This is a genomic window from Reyranella sp. (assembly GCF_030651995.1).
In the GTDB taxonomy this organism is placed as follows: domain Bacteria; phylum Pseudomonadota; class Alphaproteobacteria; order Reyranellales; family Reyranellaceae; genus Reyranella.
In genome coordinates this window covers 234,733-253,826 of record NZ_JAUSBN010000005.1, presented here as the reverse complement: position 1 = coordinate 253,826, position 19,094 = coordinate 234,733, and the positions used below count along the sequence as shown (strand labels likewise).

The 19,094-nt window shown below is 67.2% G+C and carries 16 protein-coding genes; 10 read left to right on the top strand and 6 right to left on the bottom strand.

From position 1 onward, the window contains the following. The first annotated feature begins 18 nt into the window (after positions 1-18). Positions 19-993 (top strand): tripartite tricarboxylate transporter substrate binding protein, encoded by a 975-nt coding sequence (locus Q7V45_RS01870; RefSeq protein WP_304846025.1) that lies wholly within the window; start codon positions 19-21, stop codon positions 991-993. Positions 994-1,014: 21 nt separating this feature from the next. After that, positions 1,015-2,787, top strand: a complete 1,773-nt coding sequence (locus tag Q7V45_RS01865; protein WP_304846022.1) for an NAD(P)/FAD-dependent oxidoreductase — start codon at positions 1,015-1,017, stop codon at positions 2,785-2,787. Positions 2,788-2,952: 165 nt separating this feature from the next. Here the strand turns inward: Q7V45_RS01865 and Q7V45_RS01860 are convergent, their stop codons facing one another. Beyond that, positions 2,953-4,143, bottom strand: a complete 1,191-nt coding sequence (locus tag Q7V45_RS01860; RefSeq protein WP_304846019.1) for a hypothetical protein — start codon at positions 4,141-4,143, stop codon at positions 2,953-2,955. Positions 4,144-4,180: 37 nt separating this feature from the next. Between Q7V45_RS01860 and Q7V45_RS01855 the strand changes: the two genes are divergently transcribed. Further along, positions 4,181-5,368, top strand: a complete 1,188-nt coding sequence (locus Q7V45_RS01855) for a glycoside hydrolase family 5 protein (RefSeq protein WP_304846016.1) — start codon at positions 4,181-4,183, stop codon at positions 5,366-5,368. 40 nt (positions 5,369-5,408) lie between these two features. Here the strand turns inward: Q7V45_RS01855 and Q7V45_RS01850 are convergent, their stop codons facing one another. After that, entirely contained in the window at positions 5,409-6,455 is a 1,047-nt protein-coding gene (locus Q7V45_RS01850; protein WP_304846013.1) for a glycosyltransferase, read from the bottom strand. A 275-nt stretch (positions 6,456-6,730) separates the two neighbouring features. On the opposite strand from Q7V45_RS01850, the gene Q7V45_RS01845 reads away from it, so the two are divergent. Then, positions 6,731-8,509 carry a type I secretion system permease/ATPase gene (locus Q7V45_RS01845; protein ID WP_304846010.1) on the top strand — a complete coding sequence of 593 codons (1,779 nt, stop codon included), beginning with the start codon at positions 6,731-6,733 and terminating at the stop codon, positions 8,507-8,509. Then, positions 8,506-9,810, top strand: coding sequence for an HlyD family type I secretion periplasmic adaptor subunit (locus tag Q7V45_RS01840; RefSeq protein ID WP_370692539.1), 1,305 nt, complete (start codon positions 8,506-8,508; stop codon positions 9,808-9,810). The genes Q7V45_RS01845 and Q7V45_RS01840 overlap by 4 nt, the downstream gene beginning before the upstream one ends. A 227-nt stretch (positions 9,811-10,037) precedes the next feature. Here the strand turns inward: Q7V45_RS01840 and Q7V45_RS01835 are convergent, their stop codons facing one another. Continuing rightward, positions 10,038-11,633 carry a GMC family oxidoreductase gene (locus tag Q7V45_RS01835; protein WP_304846004.1) on the bottom strand — a complete coding sequence of 532 codons (1,596 nt, stop codon included), beginning with the start codon at positions 11,631-11,633 and terminating at the stop codon, positions 10,038-10,040. Positions 11,634-11,750: 117 nt separating this feature from the next. On the opposite strand from Q7V45_RS01835, the gene Q7V45_RS01830 reads away from it, so the two are divergent. Both Q7V45_RS01830 and Q7V45_RS01825 read left to right on the top strand, forming a co-directional pair. After that, on the top strand, positions 11,751-12,194 hold the full coding sequence (locus Q7V45_RS01830; RefSeq protein WP_304846001.1) for a hypothetical protein: 444 nt from the start codon (positions 11,751-11,753) through the stop codon (positions 12,192-12,194). Positions 12,195-12,205: 11 nt separating this feature from the next. After that, entirely contained in the window at positions 12,206-13,009 is an 804-nt protein-coding gene (locus tag Q7V45_RS01825) for a glycoside hydrolase family 25 protein (RefSeq protein ID WP_304845998.1), read from the top strand. Between the two features lie 425 nt (positions 13,010-13,434). On the opposite strand, the gene Q7V45_RS01820 is transcribed toward Q7V45_RS01825, so the two are convergent. After that, positions 13,435-14,157, bottom strand: a complete 723-nt coding sequence (locus Q7V45_RS01820) for an alpha/beta fold hydrolase (protein WP_304845994.1) — start codon at positions 14,155-14,157, stop codon at positions 13,435-13,437. Beyond that, complete coding sequence (locus tag Q7V45_RS01815) at positions 14,158-14,673, bottom strand: ankyrin repeat domain-containing protein (RefSeq protein WP_370692538.1); 516 nt, start codon at positions 14,671-14,673, stop codon at positions 14,158-14,160. A 100-nt stretch (positions 14,674-14,773) separates the two neighbouring features. Here Q7V45_RS01815 and Q7V45_RS01810 point away from each other — a divergent pair, with 100 nt between their 5' ends. Further along, the gene (locus Q7V45_RS01810; RefSeq protein ID WP_304845988.1) at positions 14,774-15,796 is read left to right on the top strand and encodes an NADP-dependent oxidoreductase; all 1,023 of its coding nucleotides are present in this window, start codon (positions 14,774-14,776) and stop codon (positions 15,794-15,796) included. Positions 15,797-15,891: 95 nt separating this feature from the next. On the opposite strand, the gene Q7V45_RS01805 is transcribed toward Q7V45_RS01810, so the two are convergent. Further along, positions 15,892-16,476, bottom strand: a complete 585-nt coding sequence (locus Q7V45_RS01805) for an HdeD family acid-resistance protein (RefSeq protein ID WP_304845985.1) — start codon at positions 16,474-16,476, stop codon at positions 15,892-15,894. Between the two features lie 105 nt (positions 16,477-16,581). On the opposite strand from Q7V45_RS01805, the gene Q7V45_RS01800 reads away from it, so the two are divergent. Together Q7V45_RS01800 and Q7V45_RS01795 are read left to right on the top strand one after the other, a co-directional pair. Continuing rightward, positions 16,582-17,421, top strand: a complete 840-nt coding sequence (locus tag Q7V45_RS01800; RefSeq protein WP_304845982.1) for an NUDIX hydrolase — start codon at positions 16,582-16,584, stop codon at positions 17,419-17,421. 125 nt (positions 17,422-17,546) lie between these two features. Next, positions 17,547-18,989, top strand: coding sequence for a hydroxymethylglutaryl-CoA synthase family protein (locus tag Q7V45_RS01795; protein ID WP_304845978.1), 1,443 nt, complete (start codon positions 17,547-17,549; stop codon positions 18,987-18,989). Positions 18,990-19,094: the final 105 nt, after the last annotated feature.

Below are 19,094 nucleotides of genomic sequence, written 5' to 3'. Positions count from 1 at the left end.
AAGTTCGGGGGAAATGCCATGAAAAGACGCAGCCTGCTCGTCGCGGCTCTTGCCGCGCCGTCGATCGTTCCCGGCGTCGCGCTGGGCCAGGAGGCCTGGCCCAAGAAGACCGTGAAGTTCATCTGTCCCTTCGCGGCGGGCGGCGGCACCGACACGGTGAGCCGGCTGATGTGCGACCAGCTTTCGAAGGCACTGGGCCAGACTTTCGTGGTCGAGAACAAGGGCGGGGCGGGCGGCAACATCGGCACGGTCGAACTCGCGCGGGCGGCCCCCGACGGCTACACGATCGGCCTGATCTCGGTGGCCAGCCATACGCTGAACCCGATGCTCTACTCGAGGCTGCCCTACAATCCGGACAAGGACATCGTGGCGGTCTCGCGCGTCGCGCTCCTCGCCAACCTGCTGGGGGTGACGCCGTCGCTGCCGGCCAACAACGTCGCCGAGCTGATCGCGCTCTGCAAGAAGGAGCCGGGCAAATACTCCTTCGCCTCGTCGGGCCCCGGCACGTCGCTGCACCTGAGCGGCGAGCTGTTCAAGAAATTGGCCGGCGTCGACATCATCCATGTGCCCTACAAGGGCGCCGGCCCGGTCTATTCCGACCTGATGGCCGGCATCGTGAACATGATGTTCGCCAACATGCCCTCGATGCTGCCGCAGGTCCGCGCCGGGAAGCTCAGGGGGCTGGGCGTCACCTCGGCGCAGCGCTCCAAGGCGGCGCCGGATATTCCGGCCATCGCCGAGACCGTGCCGGGTTATGTCGCCACCTCGTGGTACGGGATCGGCGCGCCGGCCGGCACGCCCGAACCGATCCTCGCCCGGCTCGAGACCGCGATCGCCGAGGCGCTGAAGTCGCCCGAGATCCAGAAGCGCTGGAACAGCGATCTCGGCCTCGACATGCCGCCGCCCGGCCGTGCCGGCTTCGACCTGTTCCTGGCCGAGGACCGCAAGCTCTGGGAGCCCGCGGTCAAGGCCTCGGGCGTGAAGCTCGACTGATTCTCTTCAGGAGTAGTATTGATGTCCGTACAGTTTGCCGAAGTCCCGGACGAGGCCGGAGAGATCGCCGCGCGCTGGCTCGATTCGTTCGGAACAGCGCTCCAGGCGCAGGATGCCGCTGCCGTTGCGGCGACGTTCATGCCCGACGGGCATTGGCGCGACGTGCTGGCCTTCACCTGGGACGTCGTCACCCATTCGGGACGGGCGGCGATCGAGGCGGCGCTGGGGCCGGTGCTGGCGCGCACCGCCGCGAAGGATGTGGAGATCCCCGGCGGGCGCACGCCGCCGCGTCGCGCGAAGCGGGCCGGCATCGAGTGCATCGAGGCGATCTTCGGGTTCGAGACCGCCTTTGGTCATGCCAACGCCGTCGTGCGCCTCGTCGAGGCCGACGGCGCGTGGCGGGCCTGGTCGCTGCTCACCACGCTGGAGGAGCTGCACGGCTGGCCCGACGGGAGGCCGCGCGAGCTGAGCGACGCCGAGCGCTACAGCCGCGACTTCGGCGGCGCCAACTGGCTCGACCAGCGGGTCAAGGCGCAGGCCTACGAGGATCGCGATCCCGCCGTACTCGTGGTCGGTGGCGGCCAGGCGGGTCTCGCCACCGCCGCCCGCCTGCGGGCGCTGGGCGTCGATACGCTGATCGTCGATCGGCATCAGAGGATCGGCGACAACTGGCGGCGGCGCTACCACTCGCTCACCCTGCACAACGAGGTGCACGTCAATCACCTGCCGTTGATGCCGTTCCCCTCGACCTTCCCGGTGTTCATTCCCAAGGACAAGCTGGCGAACTGGTTCGAGTCCTATGTCGAGACTCTCGACCTCAACTACTGGGCCGATACGCAGCTCACGGCGGGCAGCTACGACGAGGCCACGCAGCGCTGGACGGTGACCTTGAAGCGCGGCGACGGGACCGAGCGCGTGCTCCATCCGCGCCATGTCGTCTTCGCCACCGGCGTGAGCGCCATTCCGATCGAACCGTCGCTGCCGGGCCTCGACACGTTCGCCGGTACGGTGATGCATTCCGGCGCCTATACGAACGGCATGGAGTGGAAGGGGCGCAAAGCGATCGTGGTCGGCACCGGCAACAGCGGTCACGACGTGGCGCAGGATCTCTGCGCCAGCGGCGCCGAGGTGACGATGGTGCAGCGCAGCCCGACCTATGTCGTGTCGATCCGCGAGGCCCAGAAGGTCTATGCGATCTACACCGAGGGCCTGCCGTTCGAGGATTGCGACCTGCTGGCCGCCGCCTCGCCCTATCCGGTCCTGCAGCGCGCCTACCAGCTCTCGACCGCCGAGATGCGCCAGGTCGACCGCGATCTCCTGGCGGGCCTGGAGAAGCGCGGCTTCCGCCTCACCTATGGCGAGGACGATACCGGCTTCCAGATGATGTATCTGCGCCGCGGCGGCGGTTACTACTTCAACGTCGGCTGCTCCGACATGATCGTCGACGGGCGGATCAGGCTGCTGCAGTACGACGACATCGAGCGGTTCGAGACCGGCGGCGTGCGCCTGAAGGACGGGACGTTGCGCGAGGCCGAGCTGGTGGTGGTCGCCACCGGTTACGAGAACCAGCAGGAGACGGTGCGCGCTTTCCTGGGCGATGCCGTGGCCGACCGGATCGGCCCGGTCTGGGGCTTCGATGCCGGCGGCGAACTCGCCAACATGTTCAAGCCGACGCCGCAGCCCGGCCTGTGGTTCATCGCCGGCAGCCTGGCCCAGTGCCGCATCTACTCCCGCTACCTCGCGCTACAGATCAAGGCCCGCGAGGAGGGGGTGGTGCAGATGGGAACGGGATGAGGTTGAAAAGATGCCCGTCGTCCTGAGCGAAGTGAGCGAAGCGAACGCAGTCGAAGGACCTCTTTTCCGACGCACGATGTGCAGAGACGAAAAGAGGTCCTTCGACTGCGCGCCTATGGCGCTCCGCTCAGGACGACGGTTTCTTTTTTGGATATCTCCGTCGCTCTAAATGAACTGCCGGATCGCCGCGATCACCACCAGGGCGCCGATTGCCATGACGGCGCTGCCGAGCGAGATCACGGTGAGCGCGCGGCCGGGCGACAGCCGGCCCATATGGGCAGCGATCCAGAAGAACGGATCGTTGACGTGGCAGATCGCCATCGAGCCCGCGCCGACGGCCGCTGCCGCGATGGCCCGGCCCGAGGCGCTGTCGAGGCCGAGCGCCGGCAGCATGGGCTCGACCATGCCCGAGGCGGTGAGCACGGCGGTGAGCGAATTGCCCTGCATCGTCTTCACGATGGCGGCCGCCAGGAAGGGCGTCAGCACGCCGTAACGCGGATGCAGCACATACTCGGCCAGAAGCTCCGACATGCCGGTTTCGTCGAAGACGCGCGCCAGGCCGCCCGACGCGCCCACCGCCAGCAGCAGCGGCGCCCAGGAGCGGCCGGCCAGGACCGAGGGCTCCCAGCGGCGGGCGAGCACGATCGCCAGGGTGACGGCGATGGCCGTCAGCATCAGCGGCTTGGAGATGCCGACGTAGAATTCGCGCGAGCCGCCCCTGCCGAGGGGTTCGCTGGGCATCTGCGCCACCGACTGCAGGACCAGCAGGACGAGCGGAATGCCGACGCACAGCCAGGCCCAGGAGAGCCGCCCTTCGGCCGGCTGCGAGGGGACCTGTCGCGCCACGTGCCACCAGCCCAGCCCCACGGCGACCGCCGCGACCGGCAAGGCGATCATGAACTCCGTGCGGATGTCGGCCTTCATGACCGAAGCAGCCGCGACCGCCAGTGGCGACGGCGCCATCAGGGCTGCGACCGCGAGCAGGGTGAGCGCCAGACCCAGCGCGCGCCGCGGGGCGTCCTGCCCGGCCGGCTGCAGGAGCGCCAGCCCGCCCGAAGCCGAGGCGCCCAGTCCCGCCACCACGCCCGCTGCGGCCGAGGTGCCGGTGCCGAGCGGCGTGCGCAGCACCAGGCCGCCGATCAGCGCGCCCGCGACGACCAGCAGGCCCGTCTGCTCCATCGCCGCGGTAAAGCCCAGCCCGAACGCCTTGCCGACCGACTGGAAGGTCATGTCGGCGGCGATGCCATAGACCACGACCGTTCCCATGATCGCGAGGAAGACGGGCAGGCGGACGCGCTGGACCAGGAAGACGATGGCGGCGACCGCCATCGGCAGCAGGAGAGAAGCGAGAATCATTTCGGGACGAACCTTAGTGTCCTGCTACAGTTCCGTCATGCGCCTCCTCGTCGCTTTTTTGATGATGCTCGGTCTCGCGTCGCCCGCTCATGCCGAGGCATTGGTACGAATCGAGGGCAGGAACTTCGTCGAACCCGACGGCCGCATCCTGCACCTCAAGGGCATCAGCCTCGGCAACTGGCTGATGCCCGAGGGCTACATGTTCAAGTTCCAGGTCGCCAAGTCGCCGCGCCAGATCTACGGCGCCTTCGATCGCCTGCTGGGACCGGAGCGCGCGGCCCAGTTCTGGCGGCAGTATCGTGACACCTACGTGACCGAGGACGACATCCGCTTCATCAAGTCGGTCGGCTTCAACATGGTGCGCGTGCCGCTGCACTGGCGGCTGTTCATGTCCGCCGACGGCGAGATCGGCGGCGAGGGCTGGTCGCTGCTCGACCGGGTCGTCGGCTGGGCCGCCACGGCCGGCCTTTACGTGATTCCCGACCTGCACGCCGCCCCCGGCGGCCAGACCGGCATCAACCACGACGACGGGCCGGGCTACCCGCTGATGTTCTACGTGCCGCGCCATCGCGATCTCACGGTCAAGCTGTGGCGCGCCGTGGCGCAACGCTATCGCGGCAACCCCACGATCCTGGGATACGACATCCTGAACGAGCCGATCGCCCCCTATCACGACGTGGCGACGCTGAACGCGCGGCTGGAGCCGTTCTACAAGCGGGCGACGGCGGCGATCCGCGAGGTCGATCCCCAGCGCATCGTGATCCTGGCGGGCGGGCAGTGGAGTTCGAGCTTCGCCATGCTCGGCCCGCCCTTCGCGAAGAATCTCGCCTACACCTACCATTCGTTCTGGGCCTCGACGCAGCGCGACTCGATCCAGCGGCACCTGAACTTCGCCAACCTCCACGACGTGCCGCTGTTCCTGGGCGAGACCGGCGAACTCACCGACGAATGGAACGAGGAATTCCGCCGCCTGCACGAGGCCCACGGGATCGGCTGGTCGTTCTGGACCTACAAGAACCTCGACACGCCCTCGACCATCGTGTCGATCCCGCGCCCCGAGGGCTGGAAGGAGATCGTGGCCTTTGCCGACGGTGCCGCGAAGGAGAAGCCCTCATCGGAAGTGATCGACCGTGCCGTCGCGCAGTATCTCGAGGGCATCCGTTTCAGGAACGGCACGGTGCGCTGGAGCTACCTGGCCTCGCTTGGCCTGAAGGGGGAGCCGTGACGGGCGGTGCAGGGCATCCGGCCGGCCGAGCGCGCCGCCATCAGCGCTCGCGATGCAGTTGTCCCGCAGCGGCCGAACGGCCGTTGCCGAGCAGGGTCTTCACTCTCATCGACACCGCATCGACGAAACGGATCCACGCGCCCCTGCTGCTGTTCGAGCGGGCATCCAGGGCGCGTCGCACCAGTGCCTGCGAATGGGCGTGACGCCACTCCCCGAACGCGGCGCGAATGGAGGGGGCCTCCTCGTCGAGGACGCGCTGGACGAGCTGGAGGATGTGGTTGCTGATCGGCTCCCAGTCCTTGGTCGAGGAATTGTAGGTGCCGCCCATGACCGTGGCATTTGAATGCTTGTTGGCGCCGTGCATGCGGTAGCCATAAAGCGCGTCGTGGATGGCGATGGAGCCGGTCAGCAGGCCCGCGAACGTCGACAGGTAGTAGTCGAGATAGAGCCTGAGATCGTTGTCCGGCAAGACGAGCACGAGGTCCACGAAGCTGCGACGGAACAGCATGCTCGCCATGCTGTTGGTGGCGCTGAGCGGCGTCCAGCGCGGATGGAAGGTCAGCCGGCCGTTCGCGGGGAAGGTGAATCCGCCGGTCGCCGCGTCGATCTTCGGCACGATGGCGGTGTCGAACGCCTTGTCGGTAGGGGCGGCGTGCTCGAACCACCAGGCCGTGCCTGCCAGCAGACGGTCGTCGGCGTCGATGATGTGCGAATCGCAGTAGGTGAGGGCGACGGGAAACTCGGCGTTCATGTGAACGCACAAATGTCTCTCTATGAAATTCTCATACCACTTGTCGTCGGAATCGAGGAAACCCACGAAAGGCGTGTCCAGCTGGGAGAGGCCGCGCTTGATCGCCCCGGTCTGTCCGACATTGGCGTCGAGGCGGACATAGTGGAACCTCGAATCGTCAAGCCGCGACAGGCAGGCCCGGATTTCCGCGTCCGAATTGTCTGTCGAGGCGTCGTCGACGACGATCGTGCGCAGGTTCCGGCAGGATTGGCGGGCGACCGATTCGATCGCCCGTCCCACGAAGGCGCCGTTGTTGTAGTTGGCAATCACCACACCGACCGGGGGCACTGAAGGCATGCTTTCCGTTTCCGTCTGCAGGGTTGGAAGTTTGGGGGCGATCGCACGGAATGTGCGGCGCCCTGAAGATGGTCGACGTTTAGGTGCACTGCAACCTCGAGCCGCCGCCGAACCGGTAAACTCGGCCGTTCCCAGCGTTTGGGGACCGTGAAATCTCCGTCAACAGGGCTCTTTTTGGTCGAAAGGGAGAGACAGCCGCGGTTTGCCGATGCTAGGTGGGCCCGTCGCCCCGCTGTCCGGAGACAGGGGCGGCCCATGAGGGATGTGACAAGAACATGACCCGGGCTCCGAAACCTGCCGCAGGATCGCCACGGACCGAACTGGCGGAGGCGCTCCGGTCCTGCCGCTCGTCCTATTTGGGCGTGGCCGTCTTCACGGCCATTCTGAACGTCCTCTATCTCACCGGCTCGTTCTTCATGCTCCAGGTCTACGACCGGGTGCTGCCGAGCCGCAGCGTACCCACCCTGATCGCGCTGTGCATCCTGGCTCTCGGTCTTTATGGCTTTCAGGCCATCCTGGACATCGTCCGCAACCGGGTCCTGATCCGGATCGCCGGCGGTTTTGCCGAGACGCTGGACCGGCGCATCTATCACCTGCTGGTCAAGCTCCCGCTCCGGGCGCCGCAGATGAACGGCTTCGAGCCGGTGCGCGACCTCGACCAGATCCGCGGCTTCATGTCCGGACCCGGTCCCGCGGCGCTGTTCGACCTGCCCTGGATGCCGCTCTATCTCGGCATCTGCTACCTGTTCCACCCGCTGATCGGCCTCACGGCGACGGTCGGCGCGCTGATCCTGGTGGCCATCACCTTCATGACCGAGGTCAAGGTCCGCCAGCCGTCGATCGAAGTCTCGTCGCTCTCCGGCCGCCGCAACAGCCTCGCCGAAGCCAGCCGCCGCAATTCGGAGGTCCTGCATGCCATGGGCATGGTCGGGCGGTTTGCCCAGCATTGGGCGGACTACGGGCGCCGCTATGTCGAGGCCCATCAGCGTGCGGGCGACATTACCGGCGGCATGGGCAGCTTCTCGCGGGCGCTGCGCATGGCGCTGCAATCGGCGGTGCTGGCGGTCGGCGCCTATCTGGTGATCAATGGGCAGGCGACCGCCGGCATCATCATCGCCGGTTCCATCCTCTCGGCCCGGGCGCTGGCGCCGATCGAGCAGGTGATCGCCCAGTGGCGCGTCTTCGTCTCGGCCCGCCAGAGCTGGCACCGCCTCAACAACCTGCTGACCCGTATTCCCGAAGACCGCGACGTGATGCAGTTGCCCAAGCCCAAGGCTTCTTTGTCGGTCGAAGCGGTCAGCGTGGCACCTCCGGGCGTGAACACGCTGGTGGCCCGTGACATCGCTTTCGGCCTGAAGGCCGGCCAGGGGATGGGGGTCATCGGTCCCAGCGCCTCGGGCAAGTCGTCTCTCGCCCGCACCCTCGTCGGCGTCTGGCGGCCCGTCACCGGCAAGGTCCGGATCGATGGCGCGACGCTCGACCAATGGTCGTCCGAGGCGCTGGGCGAACATATCGGCTACCTGCCGCAGGACATGGAGCTGTTCTCCGGCACGGTCGCGCAGAACATCGCCCGCCTGGAGCCCGAACCCGACGCCGCGAAGGTGATCGCGGCGGCGCAGGCCGCCGGCGTGCACGAGCTGATCCTCGGCTTGCCCAACGGCTACGAGACCGAGATGGGCGAGGGCGGCACCGCGCTGTCGGCCGGGCAGCGCCAGCGCGTCGGGCTGGCGAGGGCGCTCTACGGCGACCCGTTCCTGGTGGTGCTGGACGAACCCAATTCGAGCCTCGATCACGACGGCGAGGAAGCCCTGACCAAGGCCATCATGTCCGTGCGGGCACGTGGCGGCATCGCCATCGTGATCGCCCACCGGCCGAGCGCCCTGGCCGCCGTCGACCAGCTTCTGGTGATGCGCGGCGGCCGGCAGCAGGCCTTCGGTCCCAAGGATGCCGTCCTGCGGGAAACCCTGAAGGCGGCGACGCCGGTGGCGGCGGCGACGGCGGCCGGCCCGCCGTCTCAGTTGCGGGCCCCGGCGGCGCGAGCGCGAGAGCCATGACCCAGCCCGTATCCATCCCGGCCATGACCCGGAAACCTCTCATGATCGGTCTGGCGGCCAGCCTCCTTCTCGTCTTCGGGGTTGGGGGATGGGCGGCCACGACGCAATTGTCCGGTGCGGTGATCGCGTCCGGGAAGCTGGTCGTCGACACCAACGTCAAGAAGATCCAGCACCCGACCGGCGGCGTCGTGGGCGAGCTGCTGGTCAAGGAAGGCGACCGGGTGAAGCAGGGCGACGTGGTCGTCCGGCTCGATGGCACCCAGGCCAAGGCCAATCTCGGGATCGTGACCAAGGCGCTGGAGGAGCTGGCGGCTCGCCAGGCCCGGTTCGAGGCGGAGCGGGACAACGACAAGGACGTCGAGTTCCCGCCCGAACTGACCTCGCGCGCAGGCGATCCGGAGATCGCGCGCCTGATGAGCGGCGAGCAGAAGCTGTTCGAGATGCGCCGCACAGCGCGCGACGGCCAGAAGGCCCAGCTCCGGGAACAGATCAAGCAGCTCCACCTCCAGATCGACGGCATTCAGGCGCAGGAAGCTGCCAAGGGCAAAGAGCTGAAGCTGTTGGCGCAGGAGCTGGAGGGTGTCCGTACGCTCTGGAAGCAGAACCTGGTGCCGATCAGCAGGGTTACGACCCTGGAACGCGACTCGGCCCGTATGGAAGGCGAGCGTTCCGCCCTCGTCGCCTCGCTGGCGCAGAGCCGGGGCCGCATCGCCGAACTGGAACTCAAGATCCACCAGATCGACCAGGATCTCAGCAGCGAGGTCGGCAAGGAACTGGCCGAGATCCGCGCCAAGAGATCGGAGATGAGCGAGCGCCGCATCGCCGCCGAGGATCAGCTGAAGCGCATCGATCTCGTATCGCCGCAGAACGGCAAGGTGTTCCAGAGGAACGTCCATACGGTCGGTGGCGTGGTCCAGGCCGGCGAACAGCTGATGCTGATCGTGCCGGATTCCGACACGCTGATCGTCGACGCCAAGGTGGCGCCGCAGGACATCGACCAGATCCATGTCGGGCAGCACGCCGTCCTGCGCTTTGGGGCCTTCAGCCAGCAGACGACACCCGAAGTCAATGGCGAGGTGATCCATATCGGCGCCGACGTCACGCAGGAGGACAAGGCGACCGAGCCCTATTACTCGGTGCGCATCCGGGTTTCCGAGAGCGGGCTGGCCAGCCTCCAGGGACTGCAGCTCCTGGCCGGCATGCCGGTCGAAGCCTTCATCGAGACCACGCCCCGCACCGTGGCGTCGTTCCTCGTGAAGCCGCTCACCGACCAGCTCGCCCGCGCCTTCCGCGGGCGGTGAAGTCTTTCTGAGCACGACAGAATCACCACCACCAACCTCATGCTGAGGAGCGCTTCGCAGGAGCGCGTCTCGAAGCATGGGCACGAGCACCGCGTTTGTTGCCCATCCTTCGAGACGCGCCGCGGGGCGGCGCTCCTCAGGATGAGGCAAGTGCTTGAATCGATTCAGTTCATTTCCGGTCAGCCTCTCTGGATGAGGTCGTGCGGATAACTTGAATCGGATAGGCCTTAGGCTGCATCCCGCAGCACCATGTCGGCGGCCTTCTCGCCGATCATGATCGAGGGCGCGTTGGTGTTGCCGGAGGTCAGCGTCGGCATGATCGAGGCGTCGGCGATCCTCAGCCCCTCGATGCCATGGACGCGCAGCCGCGCATCGACCACGGCCAGGGGATCCGAGCCCATCTTGCAGGTGCCGACCGGGTGATAGGTCGTCTCGGCGGCGCGGCGCACCCAGTCGAGGATCTCGTCGTCGCTGTTGCCGCCCGGTCCCGGCGCGATCTCGGCCACCTGCAGCGGCGCCATGGCCGGCGCGGTCATGATGGCGCGGGCGATGCGGATGGCGCGCACGGTCAGCTCGCCGTCGATCGGGGCCGACAGGAAGTTGTAGCGGATCTCCGGCGGCCGCTTCGGATCGGCGGAGACGATGTGGATGGTGCCCTTGCTCTCGGGCCGCATCGGATGGGCATAGCAGGAGATGCCCGACTGCCGGGCGATCCGCGGCCCGCGGGGACCCGCCTCGGTGAACATCGGCACCCAGCCCAGCAGCAGGTCGGGCGCCTCGAGCCCGTCGCGCGAGCGCACGAAGGCGCGCAGCGGCGCGCCGACCATGGACAGGAGACTGTCGCGGTTCAGCGCCCAGCGCAGCGCCTGGTGCACCAGGCCGAGCCCGCGGCCGCGATCGTTGAAGGTGATGCCGCGCGTGCCGATGGTCCATCGCGTGCGCGGCGCATAGTGCTCGCGCAGGTTTTCGCCGACGCCGGGCAGCGCGTGGCGCACTTCGATGCCCAGCGCGCGCAGCCGGTCCGGCTGGCCGATGCCCGACAGTTCGAGCAGCTGCGGCGAGTTGATCGATCCGCCGCTCACCACGACGGCGCGGGCCGCCCGCGCCTCGCGCGGCTCGCCGCCCACCGAATAGCGCACGCCGGTGCAGCGCTGGCCGTCGAGCAGGAGCGATTCGGCCAGCGCGCCGGTCTCGATCCGCAGGTTGGGCCGCCGCTTCGCCGGATCGAGGTAGCAGCGGGCCGTGCTCATGCGCCAGCCTGAGGCGATGGTGGCCTGGCTCATGGCGATGCCGTCCTGCTTGGCCCCGTTGTAATCGGAGTTGTGCGGGATCCCGACTTCGCCGGCCGCCTTGATCACCGTGGCGTAGAGCGGACTGGCCGGCGCGGGATTGGTCACCTTCAGCGGGCCCGAGCGGCCGCGAAAGCGCTCGTCACCCTCCTCGTAGCTCTCCATGCGCTTGAAGAACGGAAGGACGTCCTCGTAGGCCCATCCCTGGTTGCCCATCTGCGCCCAGGTGTCGAAGTCCTGCGCCTGGCCGCGCACGAAGGCGAGGCCGTTGATGGCGCTCGAGCCGCCGAGCAGTTTTCCGCGCGGCACCGGGATGCGGCGGCCGTTGGTGCTGGGCTCGGGCTCGGAACTGTAGAGCCAGTTGACGGCCGGGTTGGTGATCAACCGCGAATAGCCGACGGGAATGCGGGTCCAGGGATGGCCGGCGGGCCCGGCTTCCAGCAGCAGCACCTTGTGGCGCGGGTCGGCCGACAGCCTGTTGGCGACGACGGCGCCCGCCGAACCGGCGCCGACGACGATGAAGTCGTATTCCATTGCGGCCAGTATGGCGCGCGGCTGCTCCGCCTGTCGACTGCCGCGACGATGGCCCGGCTTTACGCGGGCCGATGTTTGGGCATGATGCGGCCCCCGACAACCTCGAAGGAAAAAGCCATGCGTGGTGTCTCCCTCCTGCTTCCCCTCGGCCTTTCCCTCGCCTGTGCCGCCGGCATCGCGGTCGCCCAGCCGGCCGGGCCGGACATGACGGGCACCTGGACCGGCACCAACAGGAGCATCGTGAGCGGCCTGCCGGCTCACTTTCCGGTGACCGCGCCCTCGACGATCGTCGATGGCAACCGCCTGGTCGAACTGAAGGTCACGGTGCGGATCGACGGCCAGGACGAGGGACGGTTCTGGGGCACGCTCTCTTCCGAATCGAAGGCTGAGCCGATCATCGGCGTCATCGGGGCGGACGGGAAGCGCGTGCGCATGATCGGGCAGGGCGGTTCGGCGATCGAAGGCACCTTGCTGGACGACGGCTCGCTCGAACTCTTCTATACCGAGAACCGTGCCGGCGTTTCGGTCGCCGCCACCAATGTGCTCAAGAAAGCGAAATAGGACTCCCCTCGATGATCTCACGGAGAAGCATGCTGGCGGGCGGGCTCGCCCTGCCGGCGCTGGCGGGCTGCGGCGGCCAGCCGACCCAGACGGCGGCCTCCACGTCGGGCCAGACGCGGCCTGGCCTGGATGCAGTGATCGACATCAGCAACCACGTGACCGTCACCAGTTTCGCCGCGATCCGGCGCAGCAACATCCTGGGCATCATCCACAAGGTCAGCGAGGGCGGCGACTGGTTCGACCCGGCCTATACGGCACGGCGCCGCCAGGCCGAGGCGGCGGGCCTCTTCTGGGGCGGCTACCATTTCGGCACGCGCCAGTTTTCCGGCGAACAGCAGGCAGCCTCGTTCCTGTCGGCCTGCCAGCCCGGCCCGCAGACCGTGATGGCGCTGGACCTCGAACCGAACGACGCCAACCCGCGCAACACGATGCGGCTCGACCAGGCCGAGGCCTTCGTGCTGGCCGTGCAGAAGGCCACCGGGCGGCTGCCGATGCTCTACTCCCATCCCGCCTGGGCCGACGGCGAGATCTACGGCCGCCGCCGCATCAGCCTCGGCGCCAGCATCCGGCCGGGCTCGATCCTGGCGCGCTGCGAACTCTGGCTGGCCGACTATCGCGAGACGCCGCGCCTTCCCGTGGCCTGGGCGACCCGCGGCTGGAAGCTCTGGCAGTACGTCGCCGACGAGACCTCGCAGAACTTCGCCTTCGGCAGCGAACCGCGCCACGTCGAGGGCGTCGGCCACTGCGACCGCAACATGTACAACGGCGACGCCGCGAGCCTGAACCGCTGGTGGAAGAACGGCGGGCGGGGTTAAGGCGGATCATCCGCTTCCCCATTCAGATGCAGGAGTGTCCGGGGAAAGATTGAAGAGGTCCGGCAAATCGCCAGCAGCAGCAACGACACGTTACAATCCAGGGAGTGTCCGACTCAGGACCCCGAGTCTGGTCCAGCCGGCCCTATTTGTACGCACTTTGTCATCCCGAGCGCAGCGAGGGACCTTTGTCGGTGGCTCTAAAGGTCCCTCGCTGCGCTCGGGATGACAATTTTCCCCTATTCGAAGTCGCGCGTCATTTTCCCCGGACAGCCCTGCGCCGTCGCGGGCGGGGTAACCCCCGCCCTGGAGCGGCGCGCAGCGAAGTCGAGGGACCTCTTTTCGTTTCGACACATCGTGCGCCGGAAAAGAGGTCCCTCGACTGCGCCGCCCAGGGGCGGCTTCGCTCGGGACGACGGGTTTGATGATTAACGCGGAACCGCCAGCAACTCCGCGGCTACCAGATCGGGGGCCGAAATGATGCAGTTGTGACCCGCTTCGATCGAGCGGTAGCGGACATGCGGCATTGCCTGGACCTTCTCGTGCATGCCGGCCGACACCGGATAGCGCGGCTTGGTGCAGGCGATGTAGGTCATCGGGCGGCCGTTGCCGGCCGGATGATGCAGCGTGATCGGCTTGGTGTAGCAGGCGACGGGGTGTGGCGTGAGATGGCGGTGCGTCCACGCGGCCAGCTCCGGATCGTCGATGATCAGGCTGCCGACCGGCGCGAAGGGCAGCACCTCCGTGTCGTTCACGACCTTTATCAATTTCTTCCGCTTGGCCACGATCTCCGGCGGGATGCGGCCGAAGATCGACTGGCCGTCGGTTGCGATGCCGCCATCGATGATGACGAGATGGCCGATCCGGTCGGGGATGCGATCGGTAACGAGGGTGGCGATCAGGCTGCCGAAACTGTGGCCGACCAGCACGATGTCGCGCAGGTCTTCCTGCTCCAGGGTGGCGATCGTCTCGGCGAGAAAAACGTCGTTGTCGAGTTCGGGCGACAGTTCCGCCGCACGCTCGCCGATGCCGCGAAAGGGCAGGGCGCGGGCGTCGTGGCCCGCCGCCGTCAGCCGTTCGAGCACGAACTTCCAGGACCAGGCGCCCATCCAGGCGCCGGGAAGACAAACGTAGGTACGGGACTCACTCATTCAGCGCGCGCCGGCGGCCTCCAGGATCGAGGCGATCTCGCGCTGGCCGCGCTGTCGTGCGTGACCGAGCGGCGTGACGCCCTGGTTGTCGGGAAGATTGATGTCGGCGCCGTGCGCGAGCAGCAGGCGCGTGATTTCCATATAAGCAGGTCCGCCATCGCCCAGGATCGCCACCTCGAGCAGGGCGGTCCAGCCGAGCCGGTTCACATGGTTCACGTCGATCGCAGTCTTGAGCAGTTCGCGCACCGTCTCGACATGGCCGTGATGGCAGGCCGGGATCAGCGCCGTCCCGCCATAGCGGTTGGTGCTCGTGAGATCGGCGCCGGCCTGCAGGGTGAGCTTCAGGATTTCGAGGCGCCCCTCGGCGCCGGCCAGAAGGAAGGCGCTGTCGCGCTTCTCGTCCTGGGCATTGACGCTGGTGCCGGCGGCGATCAGGCGGCGCGCGGTCCCGATGTCGTTGCGCTGCGTCGCCTCGATCAGGGCACGTTCGTCTTCGGTGAGGGTCCGGGCTGTCACGGCACCACTCCATAGCAGAAGGAGCAGGGCAAGGACGAGGCGCGGCGTTTCGCGGGCTTTCATCGGCATGATACCGTGCCGCAAATCAACGGAGGATTCCATGGCCACCAATCGTCGCGTGCTGCTGAAGTCGCGTCCGCAGGGCGAACCGACGCCCGACAATTTCGACATTGTCGACCAGGCGATCCCCGAGCCGAAGGACGGCGAGTATCTGTCGCGCACGATCTGGCTGTCGCTCGATCCCTACATGCGCGGCCGCATGGCGGAGGCCAAGGGCTACGCGTCGAACGTCAATCTCGGCGACGCGATGGTCGGCGGCACGGTGGGCCAGGTGGTGAAGTCGAAGAACCCGCGCTTCAAGGAAGGCGACTATGTCGTCGAGTATGCCGGCTGGCAGAGCTACGCCGTCTCGACCGGCGACATGTCGATGAAGCTCGATCCCGACGCCGCGCCGCTCTCGACCGCGCTGTCGGTGCTGGGCATGCCCGGCATGACAGCCTGGTGGGGGCTGATGGAGATCGGCAAGCCCAAGGCGGGCGAGACCGTCGTCGTGTCGGCGGCGTCCGGCGCCGTCGGCTCGGTGGTCGGACAGCTCGCCAAGCTCAAGGGCTGCCGCGCGGTCGGGATCGCCGGTGGCAAGGAGAAGTGCGACTATGTCGTGAACGAGCTGGGCTTCGATGCCTGCGTCGACTATCGCGCGGCCGGCGGCAATCTGTTCAAGGAGCTGCGGGCCGCGGCGCCCAAGGGCATCGATATCTATTTCGAGAATGTCGGCGGGGCGGTGCAGGCGGCCGTCGTGCCGCAGCTCAACGACTTCGCGCGGGTGCCGCTCTGTGGCCTGATCTCGCAGTACAACGAGATGCAGATGAACCCCGGCCCCGACTGGCGCCTGCTGCTGATCAAGCGTGCCACGGTGACCGGCTTCATCGTCTCCGATCACTTCGGCCAGATGGCCGATTTCTGGAAGGAAGTGCCGGCCGCGGTGAAGGCCGGCAAGATCAAGTACCGCGAGGATGTCGTGAAGGGCATCGAGAACGCGCCCGAGGCCTTCATCGGCCTCCTGAAGGGCCGGAACTTCGGCAAGCTGCTGGTGCAGGTCGCCGAGGATCCGACCCGGAAGTAGTATCGACCCAAGAGATTCCGTCGTCTCGACCGGAGCGCCGCAGGCGCGGAGTGGAGAGACGACGGAGCTTTTTATTGGACTAACGTCATCCTGCTCTAGGCCACCGGGCGGTTCTTCAGAGCCAGCCCCATCGTCACCCAGCCCGACCCGATGAAGATCAGGTCGATGCCGAGGAAGATGCCCAGCACGAAGAAGCTGGAGGCCGGCCACTGGGCGATGATCATGGCGCCCAGCAGCAGGGTGACGAGGCCGGACACGACGACCCAGCCCCACGGCTTGCCGGCCGACTTCATGCTGAACGCCAGGAAGATGCGCAGCACGCCGCCGGCCACCAGCGCCGCGCCCAGCATCAGCGTGAGGATGGTGGCCGCCGCGAAGGGGTTGCCGATGGCGATGATGCCGGCGCCGACATAGAGCGCGCCGAGCAGCATCCAGAGGATGAACTTGCCCCAGCCCTTGACGCTGAAGGCTGCGACGATTTCCGCGGCGCCGCCCATGATCATCATGATGCCGACGATCATGACGGCCGAGGCGGTCGCGGCGACGGCGCTGCCCAGCGCGATGAAGCCGGCGATCAGGAACACGACGCCCAGCGCCACGATCCACCCCCACTTGGCGCGGAGAACCTTGAGGCCCTCCGCCAGATTGGGGGGAAGCGGACTGTTGGTGGACATTGTCATGGCATGCTCCTTCAGAGCGGAATGGACAATGTCAGGATACACCCGCCCAATGGCACTGTCGCTGGTTGTATGGGACACTCAAGTGTCACACGAATGCAGGAAGAGATGACCCAACCGAAGACCGAAGGCGCCGCGCCGCGACCCGCCACCACCGTGCTCCTGCTGCGTCCGTCGCAGCTGGGCGACGCCGCATCGCCGCTGGAGGTGTTCATGGTGGTGCGCCATCATCAGATCGATTCCTTTTCGGGCGCGCTCGTGTTTCCCGGCGGCAAGCTGGAGGAGGCCGATGGCGCCGCGTCGTTGCGGGCGCGTTGCGGCGGTGCCGACAAGATCGACGATGCCGAACTCAAGTTCCGTGTCGCCGGCGTGCGCGAGGCCTTCGAGGAATGCGGAGTCCTTCTCGCCCGCAAGCGCGGTCAGCGGGCGCTGATCGGGGCGGCCGACCTCAAGGGGATCGAGGAGCGCTGGCGCGTCAAGCTTGCCAAGGACCAGGCGAGCATCGTCGACATGGTCGAGGCCGAGGACCTGGAGATCGCGACCGAACTGATGACGCCCTATGCGCACTGGATCACGCCGACCTTCGTGCCGAAGCGCTTCGACACCTGGTTCTTCCTGGCCGAGGCGCCGGAGGACCAGATCGCCCTGCACGATGGGTCGGAGTCGACGGACTCGGTCTGGATCGGACCTCAGGAAGCGATCGAGGAAGCGAAGGCCGGCAAGCGGACGCTGGTCCACGCCACGACGAAGAACCTCGAGCTGCTGGCCGAGGGCAAGACGGTCGCCGGTGCGATCTCCGCAGCGAGTGCGCGCAAGATCGTCACGGTCCTGCCCTGGGTCGAGGTCAAGGACGGCAAGAAGTTCCTGCACATCCCCGAGGGCGCCGGGTACCGTAATCTGATCCGTGAGATGCCGGCAGGCGGTGGTGTTCCGCAGACTGGAAGATAATTTCGCTGAATGCGGCGCGCGGAAGAAAAGCGGCTCGCCCGAAACGGGCCGCCGCGCTAAGAGCGACGCAATAAACGCTCGTTCATGAACCGACTGCGGTCGGACCAGGTGGAGGAAGAAGAACGATGGTCGGAATCGTGGCCTTTGGCGCCTATGTGCCGCGCCTGCGTCTCAACCGTCAGGCCGTCTACGACGCCAACAAGTGGTTTGCCCCGGGCCTGCGCGGCCTCGCGAAGGGCGAGCGGTCGATGGCCAACTGGGACGAGGACTCGATCACCATGGCGGTCGAGGCGTCGCGCGACTGCCTGACCAGCCACAAGGCCGAGGATGTCCGCAACATCTACTTCGCCTCGACCACGCATCCGTTCAAGGATCGCCAGAATGCCGGCGTGATCGGCACGGCGCTGAACGTCGAGCAGAACCTGTCGGCCACCGACATCGGCGGCTCGCTGAAGGCCGGCACTTCGGCCCTCATCGCCGGCCTCAATGCCTCCCGGGAAGGCGCGCCGACGCTGGTCGCCGCCGCCGACAAGCGCATGGCCCGCGTGGCCTCGTCCGGCGAGCTGAACTACGGCGACGGCGCCGCGGCCCTGCTGTGCGGCACCGAGAACGTGATCGCCAAGCTGGTTGGCCATCACTCCGTGTCGATGGACTTCGTCGACCACTTCCGCGGCGACGAGTCGGACTTCGACTATGGCTGGGAAGAGCGCTGGATCCGCGACGAGGGCTACTCGAAGATCGTGCCGCCGGCGATCAAGGCGGCCCTTGCCGCCTGCAAGCTGAAGGGCACGGACATCACGCACTTCATCATGCCGAGCCCGATGCCGGCGGTGCCGAAGCAGATGGCCAAGATGGTGGGCATCGGCGAGGGCGCGGTGCGCGACCTGCTGGGCGCGACGCTCGGCGATACGGGTGCGGCCCATGCGCTGGTCATGCTGGTCGACGCGCTGGAAGCCGCCAAGGCGGGCGACAGGATCATGGTCGTCGCCTTCGGCCAGGGCGTCGACATCCTGGTGTTCGAGGTCACGGCCGAGAAGGACAAGCTTCCCGCGCGCAAGGGCCTGTCGGGCTGGATGGCGCGCCGGAAGGAAGAGAAGAACTATATGAAGTTCCTCGCCTTCAACGAGATGCTGCCGATCGACAAGGGCATGCGGGCGGAGTTCGACAAGAAGACCGCGCTGTCGGTCCTGTGGCGCAAGCGCGACATGATCTACGGGCTGGTCGGCGGCAAGTGCAAGGTCTGCGGCACCGTGCAGTTCCCGCGCAGCCAGGTCTGCGTCAATCCGAACTGCCACGCCATCGACAGCCAGGATCCCTACGCGATGGCCGGACTGGAATGCTCGGTGATGTCGTTCACCGCCGACTCGCTCACCTATTCGCCGGATCCGCCGGCGTATTACGGCATGATCACCTTCCCCGAGGGCGGGCGGTTCATGGCCGACTTCACGGACAGCGACAAGGATCAGGTGAAGGTCGGCGCCAAGATGCGCATGACCTTCCGCATGCGCGACAACGACCAGATGCGCGGCGGCTTCAAGCGTTACTTCTGGAAGGCCGCACCGGTCTGACTTTCATGTTCCTCTCCCCCGCTAGGGGGAGAGGCTAGGTGAGGGGGCTTTGAAGGTTCGTGTAACCCCCTCACCCAACCTCTCCCCCTAGCGGGGGAGAGGAGT